The sequence below is a fragment of the Virgibacillus aidingensis genome (assembly GCF_010994035.1).
In the GTDB taxonomy this organism is placed as follows: domain Bacteria; phylum Bacillota; class Bacilli; order Bacillales; family Amphibacillaceae; genus Virgibacillus_N.
In genome coordinates this window covers 18,012-43,332 of the sequence record NZ_WIXN01000028.1, presented here as the reverse complement: position 1 = coordinate 43,332, position 25,321 = coordinate 18,012, and the positions used below count along the sequence as shown (strand labels likewise).

General features: G+C 41.8%; 30 protein-coding genes. 12 read left to right on the top strand and 18 right to left on the bottom strand.

Going from position 1 to position 25,321, the window contains the following annotated elements:
* The first annotated feature begins 254 nt into the window (after positions 1-254).
* The 4 genes from GHD25_RS18130 to GHD25_RS18115 are packed head-to-tail and all read left to right on the top strand — an operon-like array spanning position 255 to position 3,736.
* On the top strand, positions 255-1,208 hold the full coding sequence (locus tag GHD25_RS18130) for a metal ABC transporter solute-binding protein, Zn/Mn family (RefSeq protein WP_164219514.1): 954 nt from the start codon (positions 255-257) through the stop codon (positions 1,206-1,208).
* A 1-nt stretch (position 1,209) separates the two neighbouring features.
* Entirely contained in the window at positions 1,210-1,971 is a 762-nt protein-coding gene (locus tag GHD25_RS18125) for a metal ABC transporter ATP-binding protein (RefSeq protein ID WP_164219512.1), read from the top strand.
* The gene (locus tag GHD25_RS18120) at positions 1,949-2,863 is read left to right on the top strand and encodes a metal ABC transporter permease (RefSeq protein WP_164219510.1); all 915 of its coding nucleotides are present in this window, start codon (positions 1,949-1,951) and stop codon (positions 2,861-2,863) included. The genes GHD25_RS18125 and GHD25_RS18120 overlap by 23 nt, the downstream gene beginning before the upstream one ends.
* Positions 2,864-3,736 (top strand): metal ABC transporter permease, encoded by an 873-nt coding sequence (locus tag GHD25_RS18115; protein ID WP_164219508.1) that lies wholly within the window; start codon positions 2,864-2,866, stop codon positions 3,734-3,736.
* A gap of 140 nt (positions 3,737-3,876) precedes the next feature.
* On the opposite strand, the gene GHD25_RS18110 is transcribed toward GHD25_RS18115, so the two are convergent.
* Together GHD25_RS18110 and GHD25_RS18105 are read right to left on the bottom strand one after the other, a co-directional pair.
* The gene (locus GHD25_RS18110) at positions 3,877-4,320 is read right to left on the bottom strand and encodes a GNAT family N-acetyltransferase (RefSeq protein ID WP_164219507.1); all 444 of its coding nucleotides are present in this window, start codon (positions 4,318-4,320) and stop codon (positions 3,877-3,879) included.
* Positions 4,321-4,327: 7 nt separating this feature from the next.
* Entirely contained in the window at positions 4,328-4,756 is a 429-nt protein-coding gene (locus tag GHD25_RS18105; RefSeq protein ID WP_164219505.1) for a DUF1801 domain-containing protein, read from the bottom strand.
* Between the two features lie 120 nt (positions 4,757-4,876).
* On the opposite strand from GHD25_RS18105, the gene GHD25_RS18100 reads away from it, so the two are divergent.
* A complete protein-coding gene (locus tag GHD25_RS18100; protein WP_164219503.1) occupies positions 4,877-5,359 on the top strand; it encodes a methylated-DNA--[protein]-cysteine S-methyltransferase in 483 nt (160 codons plus the stop codon).
* Positions 5,337-6,059 (top strand): GNAT family N-acetyltransferase, encoded by a 723-nt coding sequence (locus tag GHD25_RS18095; RefSeq protein WP_164219501.1) that lies wholly within the window; start codon positions 5,337-5,339, stop codon positions 6,057-6,059. Before GHD25_RS18100 ends, GHD25_RS18095 begins: the two co-directional genes overlap by 23 nt.
* 56 nt (positions 6,060-6,115) lie before the next feature.
* Here GHD25_RS18095 and GHD25_RS20060 read toward each other — a convergent pair whose 3' ends face one another.
* Positions 6,116-6,283, bottom strand: coding sequence for a universal stress protein (locus tag GHD25_RS20060; RefSeq protein ID WP_240452417.1), 168 nt, complete (start codon positions 6,281-6,283; stop codon positions 6,116-6,118).
* Positions 6,256-6,636 (bottom strand): hypothetical protein, encoded by a 381-nt coding sequence (locus tag GHD25_RS20055; RefSeq protein ID WP_240452416.1) that lies wholly within the window; start codon positions 6,634-6,636, stop codon positions 6,256-6,258. The genes GHD25_RS20060 and GHD25_RS20055 overlap by 28 nt, the downstream gene beginning before the upstream one ends.
* 446 nt (positions 6,637-7,082) lie before the next feature.
* Between GHD25_RS20055 and GHD25_RS18085 the strand changes: the two genes are divergently transcribed.
* Together GHD25_RS18085 and GHD25_RS18080 are read left to right on the top strand one after the other, a co-directional pair.
* Positions 7,083-8,627 carry an ABC-F family ATP-binding cassette domain-containing protein gene (locus tag GHD25_RS18085; RefSeq protein ID WP_164219499.1) on the top strand — a complete coding sequence of 515 codons (1,545 nt, stop codon included), beginning with the start codon at positions 7,083-7,085 and terminating at the stop codon, positions 8,625-8,627.
* A gap of 252 nt (positions 8,628-8,879) precedes the next feature.
* A complete protein-coding gene (locus GHD25_RS18080; protein ID WP_164219497.1) occupies positions 8,880-9,617 on the top strand; it encodes a DUF899 domain-containing protein in 738 nt (245 codons plus the stop codon).
* 195 nt (positions 9,618-9,812) lie between these two features.
* Here the strand turns inward: GHD25_RS18080 and GHD25_RS18075 are convergent, their stop codons facing one another.
* Positions 9,813-10,901, bottom strand: coding sequence for a metallophosphoesterase (locus tag GHD25_RS18075; protein WP_164219495.1), 1,089 nt, complete (start codon positions 10,899-10,901; stop codon positions 9,813-9,815).
* A gap of 16 nt (positions 10,902-10,917) precedes the next feature.
* Complete coding sequence (locus tag GHD25_RS18070) at positions 10,918-11,772, bottom strand: DUF72 domain-containing protein (RefSeq protein WP_164219493.1); 855 nt, start codon at positions 11,770-11,772, stop codon at positions 10,918-10,920.
* Between the two features lie 127 nt (positions 11,773-11,899).
* Between GHD25_RS18070 and GHD25_RS18065 the strand changes: the two genes are divergently transcribed.
* A complete protein-coding gene (locus GHD25_RS18065; RefSeq protein ID WP_164219491.1) occupies positions 11,900-12,052 on the top strand; it encodes a hypothetical protein in 153 nt (50 codons plus the stop codon).
* Positions 12,053-12,137: 85 nt separating this feature from the next.
* Here the strand turns inward: GHD25_RS18065 and GHD25_RS18060 are convergent, their stop codons facing one another.
* Both GHD25_RS18060 and GHD25_RS18055 read right to left on the bottom strand, forming a co-directional pair.
* Positions 12,138-12,377, bottom strand: a complete 240-nt coding sequence (locus GHD25_RS18060; RefSeq protein WP_164219489.1) for an indolepyruvate ferredoxin oxidoreductase subunit alpha — start codon at positions 12,375-12,377, stop codon at positions 12,138-12,140.
* A gap of 98 nt (positions 12,378-12,475) precedes the next feature.
* Positions 12,476-12,805: a CHY zinc finger protein gene (locus GHD25_RS18055; protein ID WP_240452415.1), complete on the bottom strand. Its 330-nt coding sequence runs from the start codon at positions 12,803-12,805 to the stop codon at positions 12,476-12,478.
* Between the two features lie 101 nt (positions 12,806-12,906).
* Between GHD25_RS18055 and GHD25_RS18050 the strand changes: the two genes are divergently transcribed.
* The gene (locus GHD25_RS18050; protein WP_164219488.1) at positions 12,907-13,104 is read left to right on the top strand and encodes a DUF2188 domain-containing protein; all 198 of its coding nucleotides are present in this window, start codon (positions 12,907-12,909) and stop codon (positions 13,102-13,104) included.
* Between the two features lie 269 nt (positions 13,105-13,373).
* On the opposite strand, the gene GHD25_RS18045 is transcribed toward GHD25_RS18050, so the two are convergent.
* Complete coding sequence (locus tag GHD25_RS18045; RefSeq protein ID WP_164219486.1) at positions 13,374-15,539, bottom strand: DNA topoisomerase III; 2,166 nt, start codon at positions 15,537-15,539, stop codon at positions 13,374-13,376.
* A gap of 197 nt (positions 15,540-15,736) precedes the next feature.
* Here GHD25_RS18045 and GHD25_RS18040 point away from each other — a divergent pair, with 197 nt between their 5' ends.
* Positions 15,737-16,753, top strand: coding sequence for a DUF3231 family protein (locus GHD25_RS18040; protein ID WP_164219484.1), 1,017 nt, complete (start codon positions 15,737-15,739; stop codon positions 16,751-16,753).
* 351 nt (positions 16,754-17,104) lie between these two features.
* Positions 17,105-17,716, top strand: coding sequence for a sporulation membrane protein YtaF (ytaF, locus tag GHD25_RS18035; RefSeq protein WP_164219482.1), 612 nt, complete (start codon positions 17,105-17,107; stop codon positions 17,714-17,716).
* Between the two features lie 119 nt (positions 17,717-17,835).
* On the opposite strand, the gene GHD25_RS18030 is transcribed toward ytaF, so the two are convergent.
* The 9 genes from GHD25_RS18030 to GHD25_RS17990 all read right to left on the bottom strand — a co-directional run bounded on the left by GHD25_RS18030 (position 17,836) and on the right by GHD25_RS17990 (position 25,143).
* On the bottom strand, positions 17,836-18,627 hold the full coding sequence (locus GHD25_RS18030) for an SDR family oxidoreductase (RefSeq protein ID WP_164219480.1): 792 nt from the start codon (positions 18,625-18,627) through the stop codon (positions 17,836-17,838).
* A gap of 456 nt (positions 18,628-19,083) precedes the next feature.
* On the bottom strand, positions 19,084-19,980 hold the full coding sequence (locus GHD25_RS18025; protein ID WP_164219478.1) for an AEC family transporter: 897 nt from the start codon (positions 19,978-19,980) through the stop codon (positions 19,084-19,086).
* Positions 19,981-20,185: 205 nt separating this feature from the next.
* A complete protein-coding gene (locus GHD25_RS18020; protein WP_164219476.1) occupies positions 20,186-21,139 on the bottom strand; it encodes a 5-oxoprolinase subunit C family protein in 954 nt (317 codons plus the stop codon).
* Positions 21,140-21,904: a LamB/YcsF family protein gene (locus GHD25_RS18015; protein ID WP_164219474.1), complete on the bottom strand. Its 765-nt coding sequence runs from the start codon at positions 21,902-21,904 to the stop codon at positions 21,140-21,142.
* Position 21,905: 1 nt separating this feature from the next.
* The gene (gene pxpB, locus GHD25_RS18010; protein ID WP_164219472.1) at positions 21,906-22,637 is read right to left on the bottom strand and encodes a 5-oxoprolinase subunit PxpB; all 732 of its coding nucleotides are present in this window, start codon (positions 22,635-22,637) and stop codon (positions 21,906-21,908) included.
* A 123-nt stretch (positions 22,638-22,760) separates the two neighbouring features.
* The gene (lepB, locus tag GHD25_RS18005) at positions 22,761-23,321 is read right to left on the bottom strand and encodes a signal peptidase I (RefSeq protein ID WP_164219470.1); all 561 of its coding nucleotides are present in this window, start codon (positions 23,319-23,321) and stop codon (positions 22,761-22,763) included.
* Complete coding sequence (locus tag GHD25_RS18000) at positions 23,314-23,856, bottom strand: hypothetical protein (RefSeq protein ID WP_164219468.1); 543 nt, start codon at positions 23,854-23,856, stop codon at positions 23,314-23,316. The genes lepB and GHD25_RS18000 overlap by 8 nt, the downstream gene beginning before the upstream one ends.
* A 74-nt stretch (positions 23,857-23,930) precedes the next feature.
* Positions 23,931-24,704, bottom strand: coding sequence for a hypothetical protein (locus tag GHD25_RS17995; protein ID WP_164219466.1), 774 nt, complete (start codon positions 24,702-24,704; stop codon positions 23,931-23,933).
* A gap of 22 nt (positions 24,705-24,726) precedes the next feature.
* Positions 24,727-25,143 carry a hypothetical protein gene (locus GHD25_RS17990; RefSeq protein WP_164219464.1) on the bottom strand — a complete coding sequence of 139 codons (417 nt, stop codon included), beginning with the start codon at positions 25,141-25,143 and terminating at the stop codon, positions 24,727-24,729.
* Positions 25,144-25,321: the final 178 nt, after the last annotated feature.

The window sequence follows — 25,321 nt, the reverse complement described above, 5'->3', positions numbered from 1 at the left end:
GATAGAGTGCCTCTTCTTTTTTGGCTAGGATTTTGTAGAATTATCACCGAGAACTATTTTACACATACTTCCATTTCATTCACAAAAAATAATAGTAACATCCACGCAAAATTTTCATAAGTATATACACATAAAGTTTCCTTAGGGCAAAATATTGTTATATAGAAAAAATACTTGACAAAGGAAAACACAGGCATTAAATTAGTCTTAACAAATAAAGTTTGCCTAGGTAAACAAAGAAGGGTGAGGGTAAAATGAAAGGTTTAGGCAAAAACATGAAAAGGATTGTTATACTTAGTTTCATTCTGTTTCTTGCTGCATGTGGCACGGATGAAGAAACAGGAAGCGAATCAGCAAATGACGCGGACAAAATTAATATTGTAACCACCATTGCACAAATCGGAGAACCGCTCTCTGTCATCGGCGGTGATCGAGTGGAAGTAAACAGTCTCATGGGACCGTCGGTGGATCCCCATTTATACCAGGCAACACAGGGAGATATCTCCACGATCGATGAAGCGGATCTCATTTTTTACAACGGGCTTGATTTGGAGGCAAATATGGTGGATATTTTTAATGAAATTTCCGAATCCAAACCCGTTCTTGCACTTGGTGAAACCATTTCCCCTGATGCACTGTTAGAGGATGAGGAAGGTGCTATAGATCCTCATATATGGTTTGATTTTCATCTGTGGGAAGAAGCATTATTTAAAGCGGTGGAAGAACTGAAAGCGTATGCACCGGATGATGCGGAGTATTTTGAGGAAAACTGGAATGATTATTTATCCGAGCTGGAAGAGGTAAAGCAGCATGCCGAAAAACTGGCTGATATTCCAGCGGAACTGCGTGTGTTAGTAACCGCCCATGATGCCTTTGGCTATTTTGGAAACCTGCATGATATTGAGGTGATTGGCCTCCAAGGATTAAGCACAGAGGGGGAAGTCGGCATTTCAGATATTAATGAAACGATTGAGATCATTAAAGAAAATCAGGTGCCGGCCATCTTTGTGGAAACGAGTATTAATGACAGCACGATTCAGGCCGTATTGGAAGGTGCGCAGGATGAAGATGCAGAAGTGGAGCTTGGCGGAGAATTGTATTCTGATGCCATGGGAGAAGCAGGTACGGAAGAAGGGACGTATATCGGCATGTATAAGCATAACGTGGACATCATTTATGAAGCTTTAACAGGAGAAGAGGCTGATTAATATGGAAAACAAAGTTGTTCAAGTGAGAGATCTTGCTGCAGCTTATCGAAAAAATACAGTACTCCACGATGTCACCTTTGAAGTGGAAAAAGGAACGTTAACAGGGATTGTCGGTCCAAATGGGGCGGGTAAATCCACCCTGCTGAATACGATATTGGATCTTCACCCCCGCCTATCCGGTGATGTAAAGTTTTTCGGAAAGCCTTTTAAAAATGTTAAAAAGAAAATTGGCTATGTACCGCAACGCGGATCGGTGGATTGGGATTTTCCAACAACAGCTATAGATGTCGTAACAATGGGGTTGTATGGGCAAATCGGAAGGCTTAGACGACCCCGCCGGCATCATAGGGAAAAAGCATATGAAGCATTAAGGAAAATGGGAATGGAGTTTTATGCCGACCGGCAAATCAGTCAGCTCTCCGGGGGGCAGAGACAGCGGGTGTTTCTGGCGCGTGCGCTTGTGCAGGATGCTGACCTTTATATCATGGATGAACCCCTGGCCGGTGTAGATGCACAAACGGAGCAGGCGATCATGGCTATATTGAAGGAATTAAAAAAGCGCGGGAAAACCGTAATGGTCGTACATCATGATTTACAGACAGTGGAGGAATATTTCGATTCGGTTCTATTATTAAATAGAAAGGTCATGCATTACGGAAAGACAAAAGAAGTATTTAACAGGGAGAATATTGCCCAAACATACGGGGGCAATATGCGCTGGTTCGGAAAGGAGCATCGTGATGAGTTCACTGTTCATGAGTAGCAACCTGCAATGGGTACTAGTAAGTACATTGGTCTTAGGCATTGCCGCAGGGCTTATCGGCTGTTTATCCTACTGGAAAAAGCAGAGTCTGATGAGTGATGCGCTTGCTCATGCTGCGCTGCCGGGAGTCGTGCTTGCCTTTTTGCTAATTGGTGAAAAACGGCTGATGGTTTTAATATTTGGAGCGGCTGTTAGTGCGCTCATCGGAGCTTTATTTATCCAAACCATCCGTTCCTCCACAAGAATTACCGAAGATACGGCAATGGGAATTATTTTATCCGTGTTTTACGGCTTGGGTATCATGCTGCTGACGATCGCCAACAGGACAGCAGGAGGAAACCAGAGCGGCCTGGAAAATTTCATCTTCGGCCAGGCCGCCTCTATGGTTCGCAGTGATATGTTTACGATGCTCGGCCTCAGTACTGTTGTTATCTTCCTTATTTATCTGTTTTTTAAAGAATGGAAGCTGTACCTGTTTGATCCTTCTTTTGCGCAAGGCTCTGGACTTTCCATTAAAGGGATGAACGCCTTATATATGCTTTTACTGGTAACCGTAATTGTAATCGGCATTCAGGCTGTCGGTGTCATATTGATTGCTGCTTTATTGATCATACCGCCGGTTAGTGCCCGATACTGGACCAAAACTTTACACTGGATGCTGTTGTTGTCGGCGGGATTTGGAGGGATAGCAGGTGCAGGCGGCACTTTAATCAGCTCCATGGGAAGCAGCTGGCCAACCGGCCCTTTTATTGTCCTTGCCGCAGCTTCCATATTCGTTTTTTCCTTGCTTTTCGGAAAGGAAAAAGGAATTTTAATCAAATATGTACAGTTCAAATACTTTCAAAAACAAATGGGATATAAACCCCATCTTCCTTCAAAAGGAGTGAATTAAATGACTTATGCAGGTTGGATTATATTAACCGCCTCCCTGGTGGGACTCACCTGTGGACTGATTGGTGTTTTTTTAATCCTGAGGAAGATGGCCATGATGGCCGATGCGATCAGTCATACGGTATTACTCGGAATTGTGGTCGCTTTTCTTATTACGAGGGAATTGCATGGTTCTCATATGCTTATCGGCGCTGTTTTAGCCGGGATTCTTACAGCGTTTCTCATCCAATGGCTGCATTCACTCGGGGTGGAGCATCATGCTTCCATGGGCATTGTTTTTACGACGCTGTTTGCGATTGGGGTTATTCTGATTGCGACAAGTGTCGGAAATGCCCATTTGGATATCCAGCATGCCTTAATGGGTGAAATCACTTTTATCCCGTGGAATACAATCACACTGCCACTCATTGGGCAAATTCCGGAAGCTACGGCTTTACTTGGATTGGCTTTTGTGATTGTGCTGTTTTTCATCATTGCATTTTATAAAGAATGGAAAATAACCTCTTTCGATCCAAAACTCGCAGCAAGTTTAGGCATCCCCGTGGTCGCCATGCATTATTTATTTATGAGCCTTGTTTCTGTAACTACAGTTGCTTCCTTTGACGCTGTAGGTGCCATTATGGTGGTTGCCATGCTGATTACCCCGGCTGCCGCGGCTTACCTTTGGACAGATAAACTCTCCGGGATGCTTGTGCTAAGTGGATCCTTCGGTGTTATCGCTGCGGTGACCGGCTATTATATTGCAGCTTGGATCGATACGTCCATTTCCGGCTCGATGGCATTTGCGACAGGGCTGATATTTCTGGTGAGTTTTATATGTGCCCCGAAACATGGGATGGTCGGGAGGTTAATTCGGCCTGCAGAAGTTGTGTAAAGGGGATTTATGATAAGTCGGATACCTGAGAAGAGTTTAGGTATATGCAGAACTGAACCATTTGTTTTTTTAAAAAAACCGGTGAAAATAATTACTATCTTCATCGGTTTTTCATTTAAAATGGTTTTTAGGTCAACGACTCAATCATAAAAATATAATTTCATTCTTTCCACAAATCGATCCTCTTCCACCACTTCAAAACCATATCTCTCATATAAAGTCTTAGCCGCACTCCCTTTAAAAATAGCCAAGGATAAATGCTCATCGGTTTTACGATGTTCTTCAACAATAAGCTTTAAGATTTCTGAACCAATGCCACTCCCCTGCCATTCCGGCTTTAAATAAAAATGCCGAAGATGATGTCCTCCTTCACCTGGCACGATCGAAATGCAGCCTATGAACTGATCTTCAGATTTTATAATGTACGTAGTCCCGGGATCGATTTTTTCCATAAAACGCTGATAAAGCTGCTCCGGCTCAATAGCGTGCCGCTTAATATCTGCTTCCATTACTTCCATTCGCAGTGCAGCCAGCCTTTCTTTATCAGCAATGGAAGCTGGATGCAGGCTAAAGACTGCTTGCATTACTGAATCATCCTTCCTGCTGAGGGTACATTTCCCTTGTAAACCGGATTGATTTATGAATCATTTTCTTTAATACATCCACATCAATATCTCCAACCTTATTAATATATATACAAGCCTTACCTGTCGTGTGCTTGCCAAATTCCTTCAGGAGCTCCTCATGTTCCAAGTCCCCTGCAGCAATATACAGACTGATCTTTGCCTTTCTTGGTGAAAATCCCACCAACGGAGCGTCCCCCTCGTGGCCGGATTTATATTTATAATGATAGGAACCGAATCCAATGATGCTCGGCCCCCACATTTTTGCTTCGTATCCGGTTTCCTCTGTAAAAATATCGAGCAGTCTGAATGCATCTTCCCGTTTTCTTTTACTTTCCACCTGATTGATAAATTCAATTACACTGTCATCCGTTTCTTTTGTCTTTAATTCGTACATAATTATTCCTCCAGCAAATCCCTTTTCATCATTATAATCATAATTTAGCAAAGTTTACATCCATTAGCAGCAGAAATCTGATAAAATAATGATAACGATTTATAGGATAGGAGCATAACGATGAAAAAAACATTTTATACATTTGATTATGATTCACCGGTTGGAATTCTGGAAATTTCCGGTACACCCGAAGCAATTTATGAATTAAACTTCACAGAAAAGAAACAATTAGAAAACAAATTAGATGAAACTCATCCGGCAATGTTGCATGAATGCAGCTCACAATTGGATGAATACTTTCAAGGGAAACGCAGAAATTTTTCTATTCCATATAACCTGGAAGGAACAGATTTTCAGAAAAAAGTATGGAATGCACTGACGGAAATACCCTATGGAAAAACTGGCAGCTACCGGGATATCGCCATCGCTGTCAACAGCGAAAAAGCTGTCCGGGCTGTAGGCAGTGCCAATGGAAAAAATAAAATCAGCATCATTATCCCCTGTCACCGGATTATCGGGTCGAATGGCAAATTGACAGGCTATGGCGGCGGATTGTGGAGAAAGGAATGGCTGCTGAAACATGAGCAGGAAAAAGCTGTATAATATTATCAAAAATGAACAGGAATACTGGCTTGTTGATCAGATTAAAAGGGAGATAACGGCGAATAAGGATTACATGGAAGATTTCAATCAAATATTGAGTGAATGGAAAACGGAAAGAGCCGGTTATATTTCTGTACTGATGGATCCGATGCTTGAAGAAAATATGTTTAATCTCGGATTTCATAAAATTTCTACGATAGTAGAGTATACAAGAAGACTGGACGATGAAATCATGGATGAGCCGGATCTGGAGACACATTGTCTGGCTGATGGAACTATAAGCGATCAAAAATTTGCCCAGATTTATGAGAAGTGCCGGTCCGGTTCCGCAAATAAAAATAAGCAGCAGACACTGGATCAAGTAATGCGTTCTTTAAAGCAGGAGCTTGGGGCAAATTGGCGTTCCCACTGCTATATTTTTAAAATCAAACATGCTGTAATCGGATTGGCTATTCCCCATATCGAGATGGGAACCGAAGATGAAGGCCGTTTGTTTTACTTTGGTGTGCTGCCTGCATTCAGGGGACAGGGATTCGGGAAAATGATGCATCTGAAGACACTGGCTCTTTTGAAGGGTATGAAAGCTAATTATTATGTTGGCAGTACCGATGAAGCGAATCTGGCAATGATCCAAATTTTTAAGCAAAATGGGTGTCAGGTGCGTGATCAAAAAGGGATTTATCGGATGGAAAGTGTTTAAATTATACATGTCGTTTATGCAGGCAAGAAAGCAGGAAGCTTTCTTGCCTGCATAAACTATTTCATCACGAAAACTGCACACGGTGCATCATTCGTTACTTTTTGGCTGACACTTCCCATGAAAAATTTTTTGATGCCACTGAGCCCCCGATTTCCAATAACGATGAGATCCACCTTATTCTCATCGGCATATTTAATTAATTCCGCTGCCGGTTTTCCGGACAAAATTTCATAATTGATATCCAGTGTACCTGAAATTCTGCTTTTGGCACTGAATATAACTTCATCCGGCTTGTGATCCTCAACAACCGCTTGTTTATGGTTTGCCTGTCCCGGATGGGGTGTAATGGGTGTTGTCCCAGGACCGATATACGCTTGGAATGATACAAATTCGGATCCCCCTTTGCATCTGAAGCATCGGAATAAACGAAAGTTTCGGAAGAATCGTCATGAGCATAAGCAACGGTCAAATGTGCTGAATTATCTTTTGCCAGGGTTTCCGCTGCCAGCGGATTTTCTTTGTTGATATCTTTTGCCAATTCTTCAAGCGGAAATAACTCTAACATTTGATCCTTCATTTTTATAGAATACGATGACAGGTTTTTCTTCGTCCCCTGTGACCGATGCTCCAAAACCGATGTCGCGATATAATTTAAGCAACTTCCCGATAGATTTCTTCATACACTTGCATTGTTTTCTGAAAAATGGTAACTTAAGTATATAAAATTAATTGTTCGTTAAAGGAGTGAGGGGTATTTATGTTTTTATCTGCTGTGCGTCAACTTGTCGTTTCTTAAAGACGGGAGAAGTGTGCCCTTTTTTACGAAGTCAAACGCAAGCGACAGGCAGCAGATATTTACCTGAACCCTTATAATCATTTTCGATGCTTACCGTTTATGGTTAGCATACTTTATGGGCAGGGCGTATCGCTCTGCCCTTTTTGCATTTTAAGGAATGTGGACTGTTCTCTTCTTGTGCTTGCTTTGTATTTTAGCTTACATTCATGACAAAAGGAGAGAAAATGATGAGTATTATTGATGTAAAAAATTTAACCCACGGGTATGGTGATAAAACGGTCTTGCGGGATGTTTCCTTCCGGATGTTGAAAGACGAACATATAGGTCTTGTTGGACCTAATGGCGCGGGAAAATCAACGCTATTGAATATTTTGACGGGAAAATTGCTGCCTGACGCAGGAAAGATCACTTGGCATCCAAATGTAAAGGCGGGCAATCTTGAACAGCATATCAGTTTATATACCGGTGACAGCATACGCACCTTTTTACAGGGAGCATTCAGCCACTTGTTCGATGCAGAGAAAGAAATGCTTTCATTGACGGAAGAAATGAGTGTTTTGAAAAGCACCGAACTTGATGCAGCTTTGAAAAGATACAGCAAATTACAAACATGGCTGGAACAAAGCAATTTTTATGGCATTGACGCAATAATTGAGGAGGTCGCAGCGGGACTTGGACTGACACAGCTGGGAATGGAAACAGATGTTGGCAGATTAAGCGGAGGCCAGCGTACAAAGCTGTTACTGGCAAAACTTTTGCTGCAAAAACCTGATCTATTGCTGCTGGATGAACCGACAAACTATCTGGATACAGCACATATTGAATGGCTCTCGTCCTATTTAAAGGACTACCCGAACGCTTTTTTGCTGATTACGCATGATACAGAATTTATGAATGAGGTAGTGCAAGTCATTTTTCATCTGGAGCATCAATCATTAACCAGGTATACTGGGAATTACAATCAGTTTGAAGCGGCATACGAATTACGGAGAAGACAGATTTACCAGCAATTTGAGCGCCAGCAGGAAGAAATTAAAAAGCTGGAAATCTATGTTCAAAAGAACAAAGCAAGGGCATCTACAGCAAAACAAGCGAAAAGCCGGGAAAAGAAGCTGCAAAAAATCGAACGGATTGAAAAACCAACATCGAATCCACCGGCACGATTTTCATTTTATGTGTCACACCAGCCTGAAAGTGTGCTGCTGGAAGCAAAGAATTTATCTGTCGGATATGCGTCCGCCTTATTTTCCTCGATTCATTTAAAATTAAATAGAGGAGCGAAAGTAGCGTTGACCGGCCATAATGGGATAGGCAAAACAACCACACTAAAAACATTACTTGGTGAATTACCCGCACTTGAAGGCTCGGTCTCCATTGGAGAACGTGTTCAGCCTGCCTATTTCGAGCAGGAATTTCACACTCAGGCGGAGCATACAGCATTGGAAGAAATTTGGTCGGCATATCCAGACCTCATGCAAAAAGAAGTGCGTAAAAAGCTTGCCGGATGCGGCTTGAAAACGGAACATATTTTTCAGCCATTGAAATCATTGAGCGGCGGAGAACAAACAAAAGTGCGTTTGTGTAAACTCATGCTGACAGACAGCAATCTGCTTGTATTGGATGAACCGACCAATCATCTGGATGTCAATACGAAAGAGGCACTGCAAGAAGCTTTAATTGCGTATGAAGGAACAATTGTACTCGTATCACATGAGCCTGCTTTCTATGAGAGTTGGGTGACTGAGGTATGGAATATGGAGAAATGGAATTAATTCGGGATTGTTCTAATCCAATACTTGCTGGCAGAATACGATAAATCAATGGTAAAGCGGGGTGGGATTATTGCAAATTCCTGCACCCCGGTTTTTCAAAATCATATTTAATCAAAGTTTATAAAACATTCCGCGGTTAAAAATTTGTAGTTTTTAAGTATTCATTTATCTCCCAGCTTAGCAATCGATAAGAAACTTCCATAATCCGCACATGGTACGATAAAAATTAATATATGGAAGGGAGACAAACGAATGAATAATAACCAGAATGAAAGCTGCTGTTCAGCCAATACAAAATCGAATATAACGGTAAGTACCAATGAAATAACAGATCGGAAAATTGTGACAACCGAAGAATGGAATGAAGCCCATCAGGCTTTTCTTGAGGAAGAAAAAGCATTCACCCGCCTTCGCGATAAGTTGAATGCCAAACGGCGCCGCTTGCCAATGGTTGAAATTACAAAGAATTATATTTTTCAAGGAAAAAAAGGAAAAGTCAGCCTGCCTGATTTATTTGCCGGTTATAAACAGCTGATAGTCTATCATTTCATGTTTGATCCCAGCTGGGAGGAAGGCTGCGATGGATGCTCAATGATGGTTGATAATATGGGGCACCCCGCTCATTTGGAAGCACGCAATACCACACTTCTTTTAATATCAAGGGCTCCTATGGAGAAAATTGAACCTTTTAAAAAACGGATGGGCTGGAAAATTCCCTGGTATTCTTCCTGCTCAACTGATTTTAACCAGGATTTTGGTGCCACAACAGAAGCCGGGGAGACACATGGGTACAGTGTTTTTCTAATGGAAAACAATCGAATATACCATACCTATTCCACTTGGGCACGCGGGGTGGAATATTTGGGCAGTAATTGGAGTTACCTGGATATAACTCCTTTGGGCAGGCAGGAGATGTGGGAGGATGCACCACAGGGGACTATTCAGTCGAAAACCTATGAATGGTGGCGTCATCATGATCGCTATGAATAGTGAATGCCCAAAAATCAATCCGATTAAATAGAAATTGAATGGGACAGCAGATGTAAATCCGGCAGTTAAAAAATGATGTGAGTGATGTGCACACTCGCATCTTTTTTAACCAGCTTTCTATGTTTTATACAGATTATAATTTCATTAAGAATTTAGACTTCCGTATAAATTGCAGCGTCCCATCTAATAAGGTCATTATGCAAATACTTCCTTAGGTATCCAACCTATTTCTCCGTTGTCATTCTTAATCAGTGCAAAACCTTCACAAGCATCATCAACGACCCACACGATATCACCTTTTTCAACCGATAAAAATGTCGTACTCAAGTCATTCCTGCACCATGTCATATCATTCTCGGTAATCAAATATTCATTTTTAATCCATTGCTGCAGTCCTAAATTTCTATTTTCGCAAAGGGTGAAATATTTATTTTCTTTGATCCTGCGCATTTCATAATTAGGATACGTAACTGTGCCGACGCTATTGGTAGTATCTATGTAATCCTTTTGGACGGTTCTGGCTTCTGTTAACTCATCCGTATATATATGGTCATACTCTCCATTTTCCCAAATTAACGCATTTAACTGCCCTTCCCTTTTAATTTGATTCCCGCCATCCAATGCAATAATTTTTTTCTCCCTGTCAATCAGCGGATTATGGGAACTAATTTCATTTGTCCGGTAATTTACTGCCGGCCAATGCCCAACAATAACGGTTTTGCCGGACTGATGCCCTTTTTCATAGAATGCCTGCATTTGGAGTGCAGATGTCTCGCTTGTTTGCTTCCAGTCTTTCTTATTTTCTATGCCCGCATGAATAATGATGTGTTCATCTGTTTCAAAAGCAACTGGCAATGATTCCAGCCATTCTATTTTCTTCCGGTAGTTCGTACGATAATGCACAGCAATTTCTGCTGCAATGGAAAAATCATCTATGGATTTCACGTGGTTTTGCAGCATTTCATTCAATATGGAGTGTTTTTGCTTTTTCATATAAGCAAGAATCCCTTCATTACCCTCAAACACATGACGAAAAAGCACATCGCAATTTCCTTTTGTTACAAATACCTTGGCTGATTGTTCCGTTAGTTTTTGCACAAATTCTACTGTTTCTAAACTATTCTTTCCTTTTTCGCAAAGATCACCATTAATAAATAAATATTCCTCGTTTGTGTAATTGACTTTCTCCAACAGGCGCTGAAAAAGCGTTAAGCTTCCATGAATATCTGAAATGACTATGGTTCTCTTTGTCTTATCCAAATTTATGTATTCTGGATGAATCATTTCCAAGTCCCCTTTTTTAAAACAGCCCAAGCTGCTTTGGTGAAAGCCCCTCATAAGTAATGCCAAGCAAATCCTGGAGTTCCTTCGCATTCCCAGCAGCATGTCCGCCTGAGTTATTATTGAACACGATATACAGATCCTTCGTTTCTTTCTTCAGCTCAATAACCCTGTTTTGCCATTCTATTAATTCCTCTTTATTATACTGATACAAATACCGTACTTCCCGCCAGTTGGTTTCCGCACTGTTCGGTTTATTCCATCCGTGTACATTTCTTCCATGCATGCGAATCATCGTTTTTTCAGGATGAGTGACAACAGGCACTGTTGGAATTGTGCCGCTCCCTGCCTGTGGTTCGTCAACAATGGAGTGAATCCAGCCCTCTTCTTTCATAAATTTTAATGTGCTTTCACGATACTTGTCCGAAAACCATGATTGGTGCCTGAATTCAAGTGCAATAGGTATCTCTTCCATATTTTTTCTGCAATAGCGCAAATAATTTACATTTTCCTTTTTACAGGTGAACCAGGGCGGGAACTGAAAAAGGACACAGGCCAATTTACCGGCTTCTCTGTATGGTTCCAATGATTTTTTATAAGCTGTAAACATTTCCTTTACTGAATCAAAAGGCTGCTCCTCCCCGCGCTGATGTCCGGTCATTCCCTGGTATGCCTTCACGATAAAGCGGAAATTATCCGGTGTATCTGACACCCATTTTTTTACATTCTTTGCAGGCTGTATCGCATAAAAGGCTGTATCGACTTCCACCAGCGGGAAATGACTGCTGTATTCTGCTAATTTATCCTTTGGTTTCACATTGCCGGAGTAGATGGAATAGTGATCTCCCCAGCCGGTCAACCCGATATAAATCATTCTGTTCCCTCCTGTACATATATTACCACAGAAAAAAGAGAGTCAAATAGATTAACAAAGCGAACACTTAAATTTTCCGGTGATTTCCTGTATACTTATTGTATTATTTTACAAAGGAGCCAGCAAAATGACTAAAGTAAAAATGAATGTCCAAACCGCATACCACGGAGAATTGCTTCGTGCCGGGAAAATCTATGAAATTGATGAGTCGACTGCAAAGCGCTGGATTGCAAGTAAAATTGCAACAAAAGCAGAGGGAGAATATCCATTTAAAACATAATATTTATGGAATTTTATATCTCAGTTATAACTAAAATAAGACCACCTCACAAGGCAGTCTTATTGCTTCTATCTGTCATGATAGGTCATCTATTTGCAAAAAATTCTTCCGCTTTTTCGAGAAATACTTCCTGTTCAGCGGTCAGATCATATTCTTCTTCGATTGCATCCACCGGGCAGACAGCCTTGCATGCGGCGCAGTCGATACAAACATCCGGATCTATGTAAAACTGATCAGGACCTTCCTCTATACAATCAACTGGACACACGCTTACACATTCAGCGGATTTTTCGGTGCTGCATGGATCCAATATAACAAATGCCATATATATTAACCTCCCTTATATACTTAACAAAAATATATTGCTAGTTACTCTTCCATCATACAAGAGAGAGGCGGGTGAAGTAAACAGTTTGACTTCAGCTATTTTCGCTCGAAATATAAATGATAATGGAAAGTACAGCCCGGATTAAATGATTTTTGACAGCCGGGACAGGTATTTTTGCTGGATAAGTATTCGCTGATCGTTAACTCCTCAGTACAACTCCCGCACAGAATGGCTTTTTCAGCAAATAAATGTCTCGGCCAAACAGATCTTTTGCCGCAGCCATGCTCCTGATGACATTGATAGCACGGAAAATATTGCCCGCAGCAGTAAAATTTAATGGCAATCCGATCATTTTCCTGGTGATAATGCTTGCACCGGGTTTCCTTATCTATTGCACCTTTAACCATCCATCCATGTATTTCCACATGTGCTCCCTCCCTTCCCTATCTGTCTATTATACTGTTTGGGTTTTATTTTTAAAAAGGAAGGGAATGTAAATTCTAAAAGAGAAAAGGAGTTTTGCAGCATGAGAACATACACCGTGACACCAAACGTTGATGCCTCTGCATGGTTTGTTAAGCTGGAAGATGTGGCACCGGAGGAAGTGTACGATGCCAAAGATGATGCGATAGCCGAAGCAGAAAGAATGGCCCAGGAGAACAGTCCGGGTATCGTGGAGATTCTGGATAAAAATCATAATGTAATTGAAGAGAAAAGATACTAGAAAATGAAAATACCGAATGAGCAGTCATCTCATTCGGTATTTTCATTATTTCATTAAGTTTGGCGTATTTTCTTGCCTGCTGCAAAAGAGCTGTTAATTTTTTGTGAACTTCGGCGATTTCTTTATGAACTTTGGCGATTTGACTGTGAACTTTGGCAATTTTTTTGTGAACTTCGGCGAGCTTAGTTTGAACTTTGGCAATTACAAAATTTCACAGCTCACCTTCACCTCAAAAAAGGTCCTCTGTACTACAGAGAACCTTTCGTCACCTATTTCTTCAACTTAGCCAGCTGCTCAGCCAATGCATTATTCTTAAAATTATCATCCTGTTTTTTCAAATATTTATTTACGTCTTTCTTCGATACTTTGTGTTTTTTCTCCTGTTCTTTCCGTTTATTAAACGTGGTGAGCTTTTCCCGATGCCCGCATTGGCACATGAACATTTTTCCCTCGCCCTCTCCGCGCAGCTGCATGCGCTTATGACAGTTCGGGCAGCGTGCATTTGTGTTTTTGGCAATATTTTTCTTATGGCCGCAGGAGCGATCCTGGCAAACAAGCATCCTGCCGTGTTTGTTTTTAAGTTCGAGCATCAATTTCCCGCAATCCGGACATTTGGTGCCGGTCATATTGTCATGTTTAAATTTTTCGTCGCTTTCCTTAATCTCCTGAACAACTTCCTTCGTATAAGCTTTCATTTCAGATATAAATTTATTTTTATCCAGGCGCCCGTCTGCAATCAGCGCAAGCTTTTGCTCCCATTCAGCCGTTAATGCCGGCGACCGCAAGTCTTCCGGTACCAAATCAAGCAGCTGTCTGCCTTTGGAAGTAATAAAAATATGCTTGCCTTTCATTTCCATATACATCGTGTTAAAAAGCTTTTCAATAATATCCGCTCTCGTTGCCACGGTGCCAAGCCCGCCGGTCTGATTCATCATTTTTGTCAAATGCTTATCTTCTGTTTTCATGTAACGGACAGGATTTTCCATCGCCTGCAGCAATGCTCCCTCCGTAAAACGTTCCGGAGGTTTGGTTTCTCCTTCTTTCAAAGAGACACGAAGCTGGGTAAGCGTATCACCCTTGTTCAACACAGGCAATTGCTGGTCTTCCTCATCATCTTCCATCCTGTGGTCATACAGTTCTTTCCAGCCCTGCTTTTTCACCACTTTTCCCTTTGCTGTAAATTGCTCCCCATCTATTTCTGCTGTAATGGTAGTTTGTTCATATTCAAATGGATCTCCCAGCACAGCTAAAAATCGTTTCACAACAAGGTCATAGATTTTTCTTTCCTTATCCGATAAATCCGCCAGCATGACCCGCTGCTCTGTCGGGATGATCGCATGGTGATCTGATACCTTTTTATTGTCCACGACTGTTTTCGGGAGTTTCCATTCCTTCCCAAGCAGTTTATTCGAAAATCGGGAATACTGGTCCGCCCCGCAAGCTTTCACCCGTTCCTTCAAAGTAGGAACAATATCAGTGGATATGACCCGTGAGTCTGTTCTTGGATAGGTCAGTACTTTATGCTGCTCATACAGCCGCTGCATAATGGAGAGTGTTTCCTTACCAGAGAAATTAAAAATCCGGTTTGCATCCCTTTGCAGTTCTGTCAAATCATAGAGCTGCGGCGCATGTTTTTTCTTGTAGGACTTTTGAATATCCATTATTTTCGCTGGCTTGCCCTTGACTTTTAAAAGCAGTGCGTCCGCCTTTTCTTTATTAAACATCCGCCTGTTATTTTTGGCGTCATTCCAGCTTAACGTCAAACCTTTTTGTGTTTTTGCTTCCAGACCATAATATTTTTGCGGCTTGAATTCTTTTATTTCCTGTTCCCTTGCCGCTATCATAGCCAGTGTCGGTGTTTGTACCCTGCCGCTGGAAAGCTGGGCATTAAACTTTGTTGTGAGGGCGCGTGTCGCGTTCAGGCCGACATACCAGTCCGCTTCAGAACGGGCTACTGCCGATGCATAGAGATTTTCATACTGTTTGCCCGGTTTTAAAGACCTGAAACCTTCCCTGATGGCTTTATCCGTAACAGAGGAAATCCAAAGCCGTTTTACCGGTTTTTTCACCCGTGCCTTATCCAATATCCAGCGGGCAACAAGCTCCCCTTCCCTGCCGGCATCTGTAGCTATAACTACTTCCCCGACGTCTTTTCGGGTCAGCTGTGTTTTTACCGCTTGAAATTGTTTGCCTGTTTTTTTAATGACGACCAGCTTCAAATCCTTTGGAAGCATCGGCAGATCATCCATCTTCCATGTTTTGTATTTATCATCATACACTTCAGGGTCCGCCAGGGTCACCAAATGCCCCAGCGCCCAGGTAACAATATATTTATTTCCTTCCAAATAGCCGTTTCCCTTTTTACTGCATTGCAGCACCCTTGCAATATCACGGCCGACGGAGGGCTTCTCAGCCAGTACTACTGTTTTGCTCATCGAAAAATTCCTTTCTTTTTGCATCTGTCTCTACTTTATCACAGGTCGGCTGAAAATTTAATCTCCATGCACCCCTATTCAATTTTAACCCCGCACGGCAGTTTTTTATCAGACTTTATTTTGAACAACCTTCATTACATAATACCTTCAAATATGGACAAATTAATATACAGCAATTATACGGAGGAGGATTAAATATGACGGATAAAAAAATCCATCTGACTTCAAGTGAAATAACTGCACTCTGGACAACTTATATGAATGACAGTATGTCTAAATACATCCTGGATTTTATGCTTAAACATATACAGGACCCGGAGATAAAACCTGTACTGCAATATGCTTATGATATTTCATGCAATCATTTAGACGGGATATACGAAACTTTTAAAAAAGAAAAGTATGCCGTTCCGATTGCCTTTAATGAACAGGACGTAAATATGGACGCCCCCTGGCTCTTTACCGATGTATTTTGCTTATCCTACGTAAATCATATGGCAAAGGTAGGGATGGTTACTTATAGTGGCTTCTTGTCCATGTGTGCAAGAGAAGATATGCGAAGTTTCTTTACAACTGCTTTATCGGAAACAGCTTCCCTTTATAATCATTCTTCTGAAATTGCCCTTTTAAAAGGGGTAAACTACAGGCATCCTTATATGGAAGTTCCCAAGGAAACCGACTATGTGGAAAGTAAAAAATACCTGAGCGGATTAAATCCTTTTAGTGAAAAACGTCCACTAAATGCAGTGGAAATTTCCCATTTATACTTAAATATTATAACAAACAGTATTGGGATTAAATTAAGTCTGGCTTTTGCCCAAACCTCCGCAAATAAGGAAGTAAAGGATTTTATGCTGCGGGCAAAAGAAATTTCAAAGAAACATGTGAAGCTTTTTACAGATGCCCTCCTGCAGGATGAGATTGAAAGTCCGCATATACCTGATGTGTCAGTAAGCAATTCCACCACCCGGACATTTTCCGATAAAATAATGATGTTTCATATGTCACTCATTTCTGCAGCGGGAATAGGAAATTACGCAACAGCCGGAGCCGCCAGTCAGCGCAGCGATTTAATGGTAAACTATGAACGGTTATCCATCGAGGTTGCCCGTCTGGCAAAAACCGGAGCAGATATTATGATTAAACATCATTGGCTTGAACAGCCCCCCGGGATTAAAAATCGAGAAAACCTGACACGGCATGGGAAAGATTAATCGGGATTTTAAGATAAAAGTAATTTTTATGGAAAAAATATTTAATACCTTTGTGCAAAAGTCTTTTATGCCGAAAAAAATCATGGAATTCTTTAATTGTTGCTGTAAAGGACCTAGATGACAGTCTTTTATCCGGGTTTTCTGCTGGTTTAAACTTACTTATTGATAGAGAACCTTGAGATGGAATTTTGCCGGCCGGATGATTGGTATTACCCTCATGAAGGTATCCATAAGTCCGTGACAGAACGGTTCTCCTGCTGATACTGAATAGGCTGTCACCTAATGTCCAAGCACATTCAAATCACCATTTCCATACACTGAACCTAGGAAATAAATAAAGGAAATGGTGCTATGCTTTTATATACAGGATTATTTTTTTTGGTAATTGCTGTAAGTCTGGATGGGTTTGGCGTAGGGGTCACCTATGGAATGCGAAAAATCAGGGTGCCGTTGATCGGACTATTGATTATCATGCTTTGCTCCGGGATTACGGTTCTTTTAGCAATGACCATCGGAAGTTCCTTAAGGTCATTTATCTCCCCCTCTATGGCAGAGACACTGGGTGGCGCAATTTTAATTGCCTTAGGGATTATCTCTTTATACAATATTTTGCTGTCTGAACGGAAGAAACCATCCGAATCTAAAAAACAAAATATATTAACTGCCGTGCTGAATACACCTGATAAAGCAGACCTGGATCAATCGGGAATCATCTCAGCAAATGAAGCCCTTCTGCTCGGTACAGCTCTGGCCCTGGACGCATTTGGGGCAGGAATTGGTGCATCCATGCTTGGCTATTCACCGGTGATCACCGCTTTATTCATTGCCTGTATGAGCGGTTTCTTTGTGTATTGCGGAATTAAAATAGGAATGCTGCTATCACAAAGTAAACATTTGCAAAATATGTCTTATATCCCGCCAATTCTATTAATAGCACTTGGAATTTTCAATATCTTTGCTTGACCGAAACAGCAGCATTCGATTGATGCTCAGAGTGCTGCTTTGTTTTTTAACCAGCTATCCATTACTTCGAAAAAGTCTGCCTGTTTCAGTCAAGTTCTCCTGACTGTTCCAGGTGGTGCTTACAATGCTTTTACCTGTCCGCCATCCACAATAAGGGACTGGCCTGTTATATATGTATTTGCTCCGGAAGCCAAAAATACAACCGCTTTAGCGAATTCTTCAGGTCTGCCTAAACGGCCCATTGGAATGCTATTTTCTGCTTTCCGATTTACCTCTTCCACGGAAACCTTTTCTTTTTCCGCCCTTATTTCATTCAGTTCCTGAACACGACCGGTTTTGATGGTCCCGGGTCCCACTGTATTAACTAAAATATTGTGTTCACTCAGCTCTTGGGCAAGTGTTTTTGCCAGTCCCACAATACCCGGTCTCATCGTATTGGAAAGCACCAGGTTATCAATGCTTTGCTTAATCGATGAGGAGGCAAGATTTACAATATGTCCGCTTTTTTGTTCTTTCATATGAGGGACGACCGCCCTCGTTGTACGTACAAAGCTGAGCAGATTTAATTCGAATGCGTGGTACCAGTCCTCATCACTCATCGTCATAAAACTGCCTGCCGGAGGCCCGCCGGCATTGTTGATCAGCACATCCACCGTGCCATTCCACGCAACCGCCTTATTAATCAGTCCACTTATGTCCGCCTCTTTTTTCATATCGCAAACAGCATAGTCAACATTTTGATTGCCTGTCTCCATTTTTATTTCACTCACTGCTGCTTCTAGTGTCTCTTCATTTCGGCTGGAAAGAAGAACATGCGCTTTTTCTTTAGCAAATGCCATCGCAATCGCTTTTCCAAGTCCCTTGCTGGCAGCAGTGACGACAACAGACTTCCCTTCTAATTCTAAATCCATATGACTGCCCCTTTCCAAATGGTTTCTACCTGTATTTTATCCGATACAGCGAAGTATGCCAAAATTTAAACCTATTTTTAAATAAATCGGGAGAAAATTGGCTTGTTTGTGAAAATAGCACTGTTTATTTGTGAACTTCGGTGAAATAAATTTGAACTTCGGCGATTTCACTGTGAACTTTGGCTTTTCCGTTGTGAACTTTGGCTTTTCCGCCGTGAACTTCGGCATTCCCAGTTAAAATGAAACATAAAAAGGGTTCCCAACTGCCAAGAACCCTTCAGCGCCAATTTTGTCAGCTTCCAACATATTTTTAAAGCATGGAAATAATCCAGCCAATTACTACAATAGCACCGATAATCATTAATATGGTCCGAAGCATCATCCTCATCCTTTCATCGATAACATTGTAGTATCCATAGATACCCTGAAAAAACGGGATGAAAACATGGTCATGATTCAGGTGACGATGTTTAACAAGATCGTTAAGCTCACGATGCTCACTGCTGTGGAAATGAATGTAATGCTTGAAACAAGATCTGGTTCTGTATCAAATTCAATGGCATACATTGTAGTGGTTGCAGCGGTCGGCATAGCTGAAATAACGATTAAAATAACACCAATCAGCGGATCGACATCGAGCAGCCATACAAACAGGAATGCAAATAATGGTGCTGCCGCCATTTTTAAAGTTACCGCAGACGCAATGACCTGCCAATTGATTTTCATGGAAGTAATAGAGGCAAGCTGCATCCCCAGCACAATCATCATAACCGGAATACCGGCATCCCCCACCATAGATAAAGTAGAGAAAATGGCTTCCGGCACTTGTATGTCCAATGGCTGAAATATAATTGCTAAAACAGCCGCATAAGTCGTTGGCATTTTTAGTACATTGAACCAAGCCTGCTTCATGCCGTTCGTACTCCGGGAAGCATAATACACGCCGAAAAAGTTATTTTGCAGCGATTGTATAACCATAATGAACACCGCGATTGGCAAGGCAGCTTCCCCGATGCTGAATAATACAACAGGAAGTCCATAATTTCCCGAATTCATAAAACCGGTGGATAAAATGGATGCACTCTCTGTAGAAGGAGACCATTTAAGCAAACGGGCAAGAATTTTATTCAGAAAAACCATCAGGAAAAACAAAACGAACATATAGATAAGAACAACTGCATAGCTGCTGTCAAAATCTGCATCATATAAACCAACAAACACAAGGGCAGGCATCAGTATGTAAATCGATACAGCAGAAACGGATTTCACATCAAGCAGCCGTATTTTCTGCAAAATATAGCCGGCAGCAAATACGGCAATGATCGGTAATATTACATTCAGGAACAAATACATGGTGACATCTCCAATAAACAATCATACCTATTAGTCTATCATACTTTTTAAACCACCGGGGCGGGGCAGCTGCAGAGGGCAGTATTCAGAATAAACCAGACTGCGCAAAGATCTGCTGACCGGAGGTTTAAAGCTTACATCAAACTATTCCTGTTCATGCACGAATTACTCCGGGCGATACTGCACGATTCCATAGCAGGATCTCTTAAAACTTCCCGGCCGCCATGTTTAATCGCTGCAATAAGAATTCCCTTTTCACGTACTGCTGTTGTGCTTCTCTTACACTCACTGCAGCAAATCTTAATTCATTTCCAGCCCGCTGCTGAGCTACGTATGGGAGATCAACGGAAATAACTGAAGCAATCCTGGCATAACCGCCGGTAGTTTGCCTGTCCGCAAGCAAAACAATCGGCTTCCCGTTAGCAGGTACTTGAATAGTGCCGGGTAAAACAGCATCCGAGATAATGTCTGCCTCCCCGTCAAGGGGCGGCCCATCCAGACGGTATCCCATCCGGTCAGATTGCGGGGTGACCTTGTAAGGAGATGTCAAAAATTGCTGAATCGACTCCTCCGTAAATCCCTGTCTGTCCGGCCCAAGCACAACACGAATATGACGGCGGGACTGGTAATCCATTGCCTTTGTTATTTTAATGCTTCTGCCGGAAAGCTGTTTTAGCTTGCTGGAAGGAAAGCCTGTTTCCAGATAATCGCCTTTTTTTAGAAAACGGCCTTTGTAGCCGCCCATTTCCGTTTTGACATACGTTGATCTGCTCCCCATCACTTCCGGTGTTTTCAAACCTCCTGCCACAGCCAAATATGCATAGCCTCCGTTATTCGGTTTGCCAAAAGATAATCTCTGCCCCTTTTCAACGAAATAGGATTTCCAGCATGAAATGGCTTCTCCATCCAGTTTTGGTGAAAGATCCGCTCCGCAGATAGCAACCACCGTATTTTCAAGCATCATGATTTCCGGTCCTATAAGGGCAATTTCAAGCGCAGCCTCCCCCCTCTTGTTCCCGACAAGCAGATTGGCTGCCTGCAAAGCAAAATCATCCATTGCCCCAGCGACAACGACACCGTACTGCTGATATCCTTTTCTCCCCAAATCCTGTACCGAGGTGGCCAGACCGGGTTTGATTATTTTCATTGCTTCATTCATCTATTCCCCAACTCTTTTAATTGTAATTTCGTTTTTCACCAATTCCTTAAACAGCTTCTCGGCAAATAGGAGTGCCTGCTGTCCGTCTCCGTGAATACATATGGTGTCTGCCTGTATTGCTATATCTGTACCATCCGCAGCTTCCACTTTTCCGTCCTTAACCATACGAATGACACGATACAACATTTCTTCTTCATCATGAATCATAGCATTTTCTTTTGCTCTTGAGGTCAATGTTCCATCGGGCTGGTATGTCCGGTCTGAAAATACTTCCTGAGCTGTTTTCAATCCAGCCTGCTCTCCTTTTTTCACCAGCTCGCTTCCGGCAAGCCCAAACAGCACCAGATCTTTATCACTGGCATATACCGCTTCTGCTATGGCCTGCGCCAGCTCTGCATCTTTTGAGGCCATATTATATAAGGCACCATGTGGTTTTACATGATTCAATTTTTTATGATGCGTGCGGGCAAAAGTTTGGATCGCTCCAATTTGATATAAAATGAGATTATATACTTCTTCCGGATCTATTTCCATAGGACGCCGGCCGAAACCGATCAGATCCTGCAGCCCCGGGTGTGCTCCGATTCCGATATTTTTTTCCGAAGCAGCTTTCACCGTATGTGCGATCACATTATGATCCCCGGCATGGTAGCCGCAGGCAATGTTGGCAGAGGAGATAAAGTCCATGATCAAATCATCCTGCCCGATTTTATACGCGCCAAAACTTTCTCCCAAATCACTGTTCAAATCCACTTGATGCTTCACATCATTCCATCCCTTCCGCCATTGTTTTTGTACGGGGCATATAATTCCCCGCTTTTATTTGCTGTTCTATATCTGCAAATTCTTTCTCTTTAATCGGTACAAACCGGATATAATTGCCTGCCTCCAGCAAAATAGGAGATTTCTTATTTTCATCATATAACTTCACGGGTGTTTTCCCGATGATTTGCCACCCTCCCGGTGAATTCACCGGATAAATCCCTGTCTGTTTTCCGGCGATTCCTACAGATCCTGCAGAAATCTCCGCCCGCGGGTTGGATTTTCTTTCGATGGCAATTTTTTCAGACATTCCGCCTAAATACGTGAAACCGGGAATAAATCCCATCATATAAATCAGGTAATCTTTTGAAGTGTGCAGGTCTATCACTTCCCGCTCAATAAGCTTGTTTTTTTCTGCCACCAGGGAAAGATCCGGCCCGTATTCTCCCCCATAGAGTACAGGTATCTCCGTTATTTTGGCAGGAGGAAGCTCCATTTCTTTCAACACTGAAAGTAACTGCTTCATCCGAATTTTCAAGTCATCATAAAAAAGAATAAGTGGGTCATATATAATGGATACGGCAGTATAGGTCGGTATCCATTCTATTACCCCGGGAATTTTTTTCTCCTCCAGCAGAAGGCAAAAACAGCGTATTGTTTCATTTATTTCTTTGGAAATATCCTCCCCAAACTGGATACGAAGCCCGGAATCCCCATAAGGTTCTATTCGAACCACAGCAATCACCAGCCTTTTACATAATTATAGTAGATTGATTGGAGACTGTCAGCAACAGAGTTTCCCGGACAGCAAAACTGCCGGCTCTGTATAATACAAAGCCGGCAGCAAATCGTAATACTATTATTCTATTTTTCCGGGTGGAAATACCGAAAACACGGCTTTTCCTTTAATCCGGCTCTCTGTGATCACGCCGACATCACTGTTTCTGCTGTCAAGGCTTGCGCCCGGATTTCTGTTGTCACCGATGACAAAATAGCTGCCCTCAGCCACAGTTACTTCAGCCATCTCATTCGCGCTGCCCTCCGTGTAGTTTTCCTCTATGGGAGACCTATCAATAAAAACCGTCCCCTCCCTGATTTCAACCGCTTCGTTTGGCATGCCAATCACCCGTTTAATCACATCGTACCCGCTGATATCCCGATAAATTATCACATCGTACCTGTCCACCTCATAATATAAACTGCTTGTGAATAAAATATCTCTATCTTCCAGCGTGGGATTCATGGAGTTTCCGGAAACCACTGTAAATTGAACTATGTACCTGAAAAATATAATAATGCATAAAAGGAAAATAATGAAAATAACCCAGCTCATCAAGCCGGATTTGCTGGATTTTGTAGTATTCGTACTGTTTTCAGCGTGGTATGTGCCTGCTTTTTTCTTAGGTGTACTACTATTCATCCGTTTGCCCCTTGTGTTCTTCTGTCCCGCTTTTATCTGCTTCTATTTCAGCAATTTGCCCTTCTTCCTCTTTACTCATTTGATCTTTTTTGGTTACCTCTTCATTTGCCCCTTCTTTATCCTCCAGCACCTGATCCATTTTCGTCTTCGCTTCATTTAGTATTTTATCTAATTCCTGCATTTTGGCTTCTTTTATTTCCGATTCATCCACTTCAATTTTTCCCATTAAATCATCGGCATATTGTCTGATTTCTTTCACCCGGCTGTCCTTTTCTGCTTCCACAAACTTCTTCATTTCCTGCTCTGTTTCTTCAATCGCAAGTCTGAGTTCCTCTTTTAGTCTTGCTGTCTGTTTTTCCTGTTCCGCTGAAATTGCATCATCTATTTCTTCTAGCGATGCTTCTGTTTTCCGGTCAAACCATTCCGTCAGCATGCCGCCAATATTCTGATCGGCAAAAGCAATTGTCATGCTGCTGCCTGCAGCCGTTATTACAATAAGCACTCCTATTATTACTTTTCGCCATGTTGGCTTCACGTTAATCAGCTCCTAAAATTGGTTCCCCCCACATTGGAGGGAACCCGCTGTTTCCAGCTGTCCTGACTCGTTAATTAGTCATTGATTCCGCCTGCAGCATCATCCAAAGCCTGGATTGCATCATCTTCAAGGTCTTGTGCAGCAGCAATGATGATGTTTTTCTGTTCTTCCACAAGTCCTTCTAAAAGCGTCTCTACTTCCCCGCGTAAGTCTTCAATGTGAAAATCAACTTGATTTCTTAAATTACGGGTTGTAATTTCTTCCTGACTATCAATTTCTGCTGCCAATTCTTCCTGTGCATTTTGGATTGCTTCCTCCAACTCATCTACTGCTGTATCACGAGCAGTATTTAAGTCATCCGTCATTTGTGCAACCGCAGCATCCCCAGCATCTCCTGTGAACGCGGTCAGATCATTTGCTGCGTAATCAAGACCTTCCTGCTGCAGTGTTTGAATTTGAAAATATCCGTCCAGAAAAACATCATAATATTGGGCTCCAATATTTCCCAGTATCTCCTGCTGCTTATCCTCCAGTGCTTCGATATGATTCATCTTGGCTGCTAGAATCTCTTCTGCGGATTCTCCGGTCTCCAATTCTCGCGTTAAATCAATATCCACTCCTGACTGCTCCTTCAACGCTTCATACTCTTCGTTTAACCCGGGCAATTGGTCTTCAATATATTCCGAAGTATCTCCTTCCATTGTTTCCACCGATTGACCGAACATACCATCATACCATGCCTTTAAATTTTCACCCGCATCCGTATTCGCAAAAGCAAAACTTGAGCTTGATACAACGCCTGCCACTACTATCCCTGCCGCAATTTTTCCCTTTAATCCAAACTTCATATTCATCGACTCCCTCGCATTTTTATTTTTCTGATATTATTTTTTCCAGGTAACTCTCTGCATCTATTTCTATTTCATTCCGCACTTCTTCCGTTTTTTTCTCCTCGTATTCCTTAAAGTCTCTTTGCTTCAACACTTTCACCGTATCTTCCAGCTGCAAAAGATAATCCTGCCGATGCTGTTCCACATTTTTCTTTGCTCCGGACAGCTTGTCCAGGTAAAATTCCATTAATTGTTCTTTAGTTGTATCAGCGGATTCCTGCATTTTAACAGCCCAGGTTTGTTCAGCCTCTTCCTGTTTTTCCATCAGTAACTGATTGACAAATCCCAAATAGTCACTTACCGGAAAGTTGCTTTTATGAGCTTGTACATAAATTGTTGCAGGCAGCATAAGGATTAATATTAATATTACGATTATAGAAGTCCATATTTTTTTCACTACCACCTATCCTTTCGTCTTAAGAATTTGCACCTAGTAAAATTTCGTTCCTGACTCTCATTACCCAGATTATCAAAAAATTTCAAACAGTGAATCGGGATAAATACTCAATTTTATGTTTAGTAGGAAAGTGGTGTTTTTGACATTATTTGATAATAATCGACAAATTACAACGGGT

What these genes read in the sequence shown, in the direction of transcription:
- GHD25_RS18130 (WP_164219514.1), top strand. Translation starts at nt 255, where the DNA reads ATGAAAGGTTTAGGCAAAAACATGAAAAGGATTGTTATACTTAGTTTC.
- GHD25_RS18125 (WP_164219512.1), top strand. Translation starts at nt 1,210, where the DNA reads ATGGAAAACAAAGTTGTTCAAGTGAGAGATCTTGCTGCAGCTTATCGA.
- GHD25_RS18120 (WP_164219510.1), top strand. Translation starts at nt 1,949, where the DNA reads ATGAGTTCACTGTTCATGAGTAGCAACCTGCAATGGGTACTAGTAAGT.
- GHD25_RS18115 (WP_164219508.1), top strand. Translation starts at nt 2,864, where the DNA reads ATGACTTATGCAGGTTGGATTATATTAACCGCCTCCCTGGTGGGACTC.
- GHD25_RS18110 (WP_164219507.1), bottom strand. Translation starts at nt 4,320, where the DNA reads ATGCAAGCAGTCTTTAGCCTGCATCCAGCTTCCATTGCTGATAAAGAA.
- GHD25_RS18105 (WP_164219505.1), bottom strand. Translation starts at nt 4,756, where the DNA reads ATGTACGAATTAAAGACAAAAGAAACGGATGACAGTGTAATTGAATTT.
- GHD25_RS18100 (WP_164219503.1), top strand. Translation starts at nt 4,877, where the DNA reads ATGAAAAAAACATTTTATACATTTGATTATGATTCACCGGTTGGAATT.
- GHD25_RS18095 (WP_164219501.1), top strand. Translation starts at nt 5,337, where the DNA reads ATGAGCAGGAAAAAGCTGTATAATATTATCAAAAATGAACAGGAATAC.
- GHD25_RS20055 (WP_240452416.1), bottom strand. Translation starts at nt 6,636, where the DNA reads ATGAAGGATCAAATGTTAGAGTTATTTCCGCTTGAAGAATTGGCAAAA.
- GHD25_RS18085 (WP_164219499.1), top strand. Translation starts at nt 7,083, where the DNA reads ATGAGTATTATTGATGTAAAAAATTTAACCCACGGGTATGGTGATAAA.
- GHD25_RS18080 (WP_164219497.1), top strand. Translation starts at nt 8,880, where the DNA reads ATGAATAATAACCAGAATGAAAGCTGCTGTTCAGCCAATACAAAATCG.
- GHD25_RS18075 (WP_164219495.1), bottom strand. Translation starts at nt 10,901, where the DNA reads ATGATTCATCCAGAATACATAAATTTGGATAAGACAAAGAGAACCATA.
- GHD25_RS18070 (WP_164219493.1), bottom strand. Translation starts at nt 11,772, where the DNA reads ATGATTTATATCGGGTTGACCGGCTGGGGAGATCACTATTCCATCTAC.
- GHD25_RS18065 (WP_164219491.1), top strand. Translation starts at nt 11,900, where the DNA reads ATGACTAAAGTAAAAATGAATGTCCAAACCGCATACCACGGAGAATTG.
- GHD25_RS18060 (WP_164219489.1), bottom strand. Translation starts at nt 12,377, where the DNA reads ATGGCATTTGTTATATTGGATCCATGCAGCACCGAAAAATCCGCTGAA.
- GHD25_RS18050 (WP_164219488.1), top strand. Translation starts at nt 12,907, where the DNA reads ATGAGAACATACACCGTGACACCAAACGTTGATGCCTCTGCATGGTTT.
- GHD25_RS18045 (WP_164219486.1), bottom strand. Translation starts at nt 15,539, where the DNA reads ATGAGCAAAACAGTAGTACTGGCTGAGAAGCCCTCCGTCGGCCGTGAT.
- GHD25_RS18040 (WP_164219484.1), top strand. Translation starts at nt 15,737, where the DNA reads ATGACGGATAAAAAAATCCATCTGACTTCAAGTGAAATAACTGCACTC.
- ytaF (WP_164219482.1), top strand. Translation starts at nt 17,105, where the DNA reads ATGCTTTTATATACAGGATTATTTTTTTTGGTAATTGCTGTAAGTCTG.
- GHD25_RS18030 (WP_164219480.1), bottom strand. Translation starts at nt 18,627, where the DNA reads ATGGATTTAGAATTAGAAGGGAAGTCTGTTGTCGTCACTGCTGCCAGC.
- GHD25_RS18025 (WP_164219478.1), bottom strand. Translation starts at nt 19,980, where the DNA reads ATGTATTTGTTCCTGAATGTAATATTACCGATCATTGCCGTATTTGCT.
- GHD25_RS18020 (WP_164219476.1), bottom strand. Translation starts at nt 21,139, where the DNA reads ATGAATGAAGCAATGAAAATAATCAAACCCGGTCTGGCCACCTCGGTA.
- lepB (WP_164219470.1), bottom strand. Translation starts at nt 23,321, where the DNA reads ATGAATAGTAGTACACCTAAGAAAAAAGCAGGCACATACCACGCTGAA.
- GHD25_RS17995 (WP_164219466.1), bottom strand. Translation starts at nt 24,704, where the DNA reads ATGAAGTTTGGATTAAAGGGAAAAATTGCGGCAGGGATAGTAGTGGCA.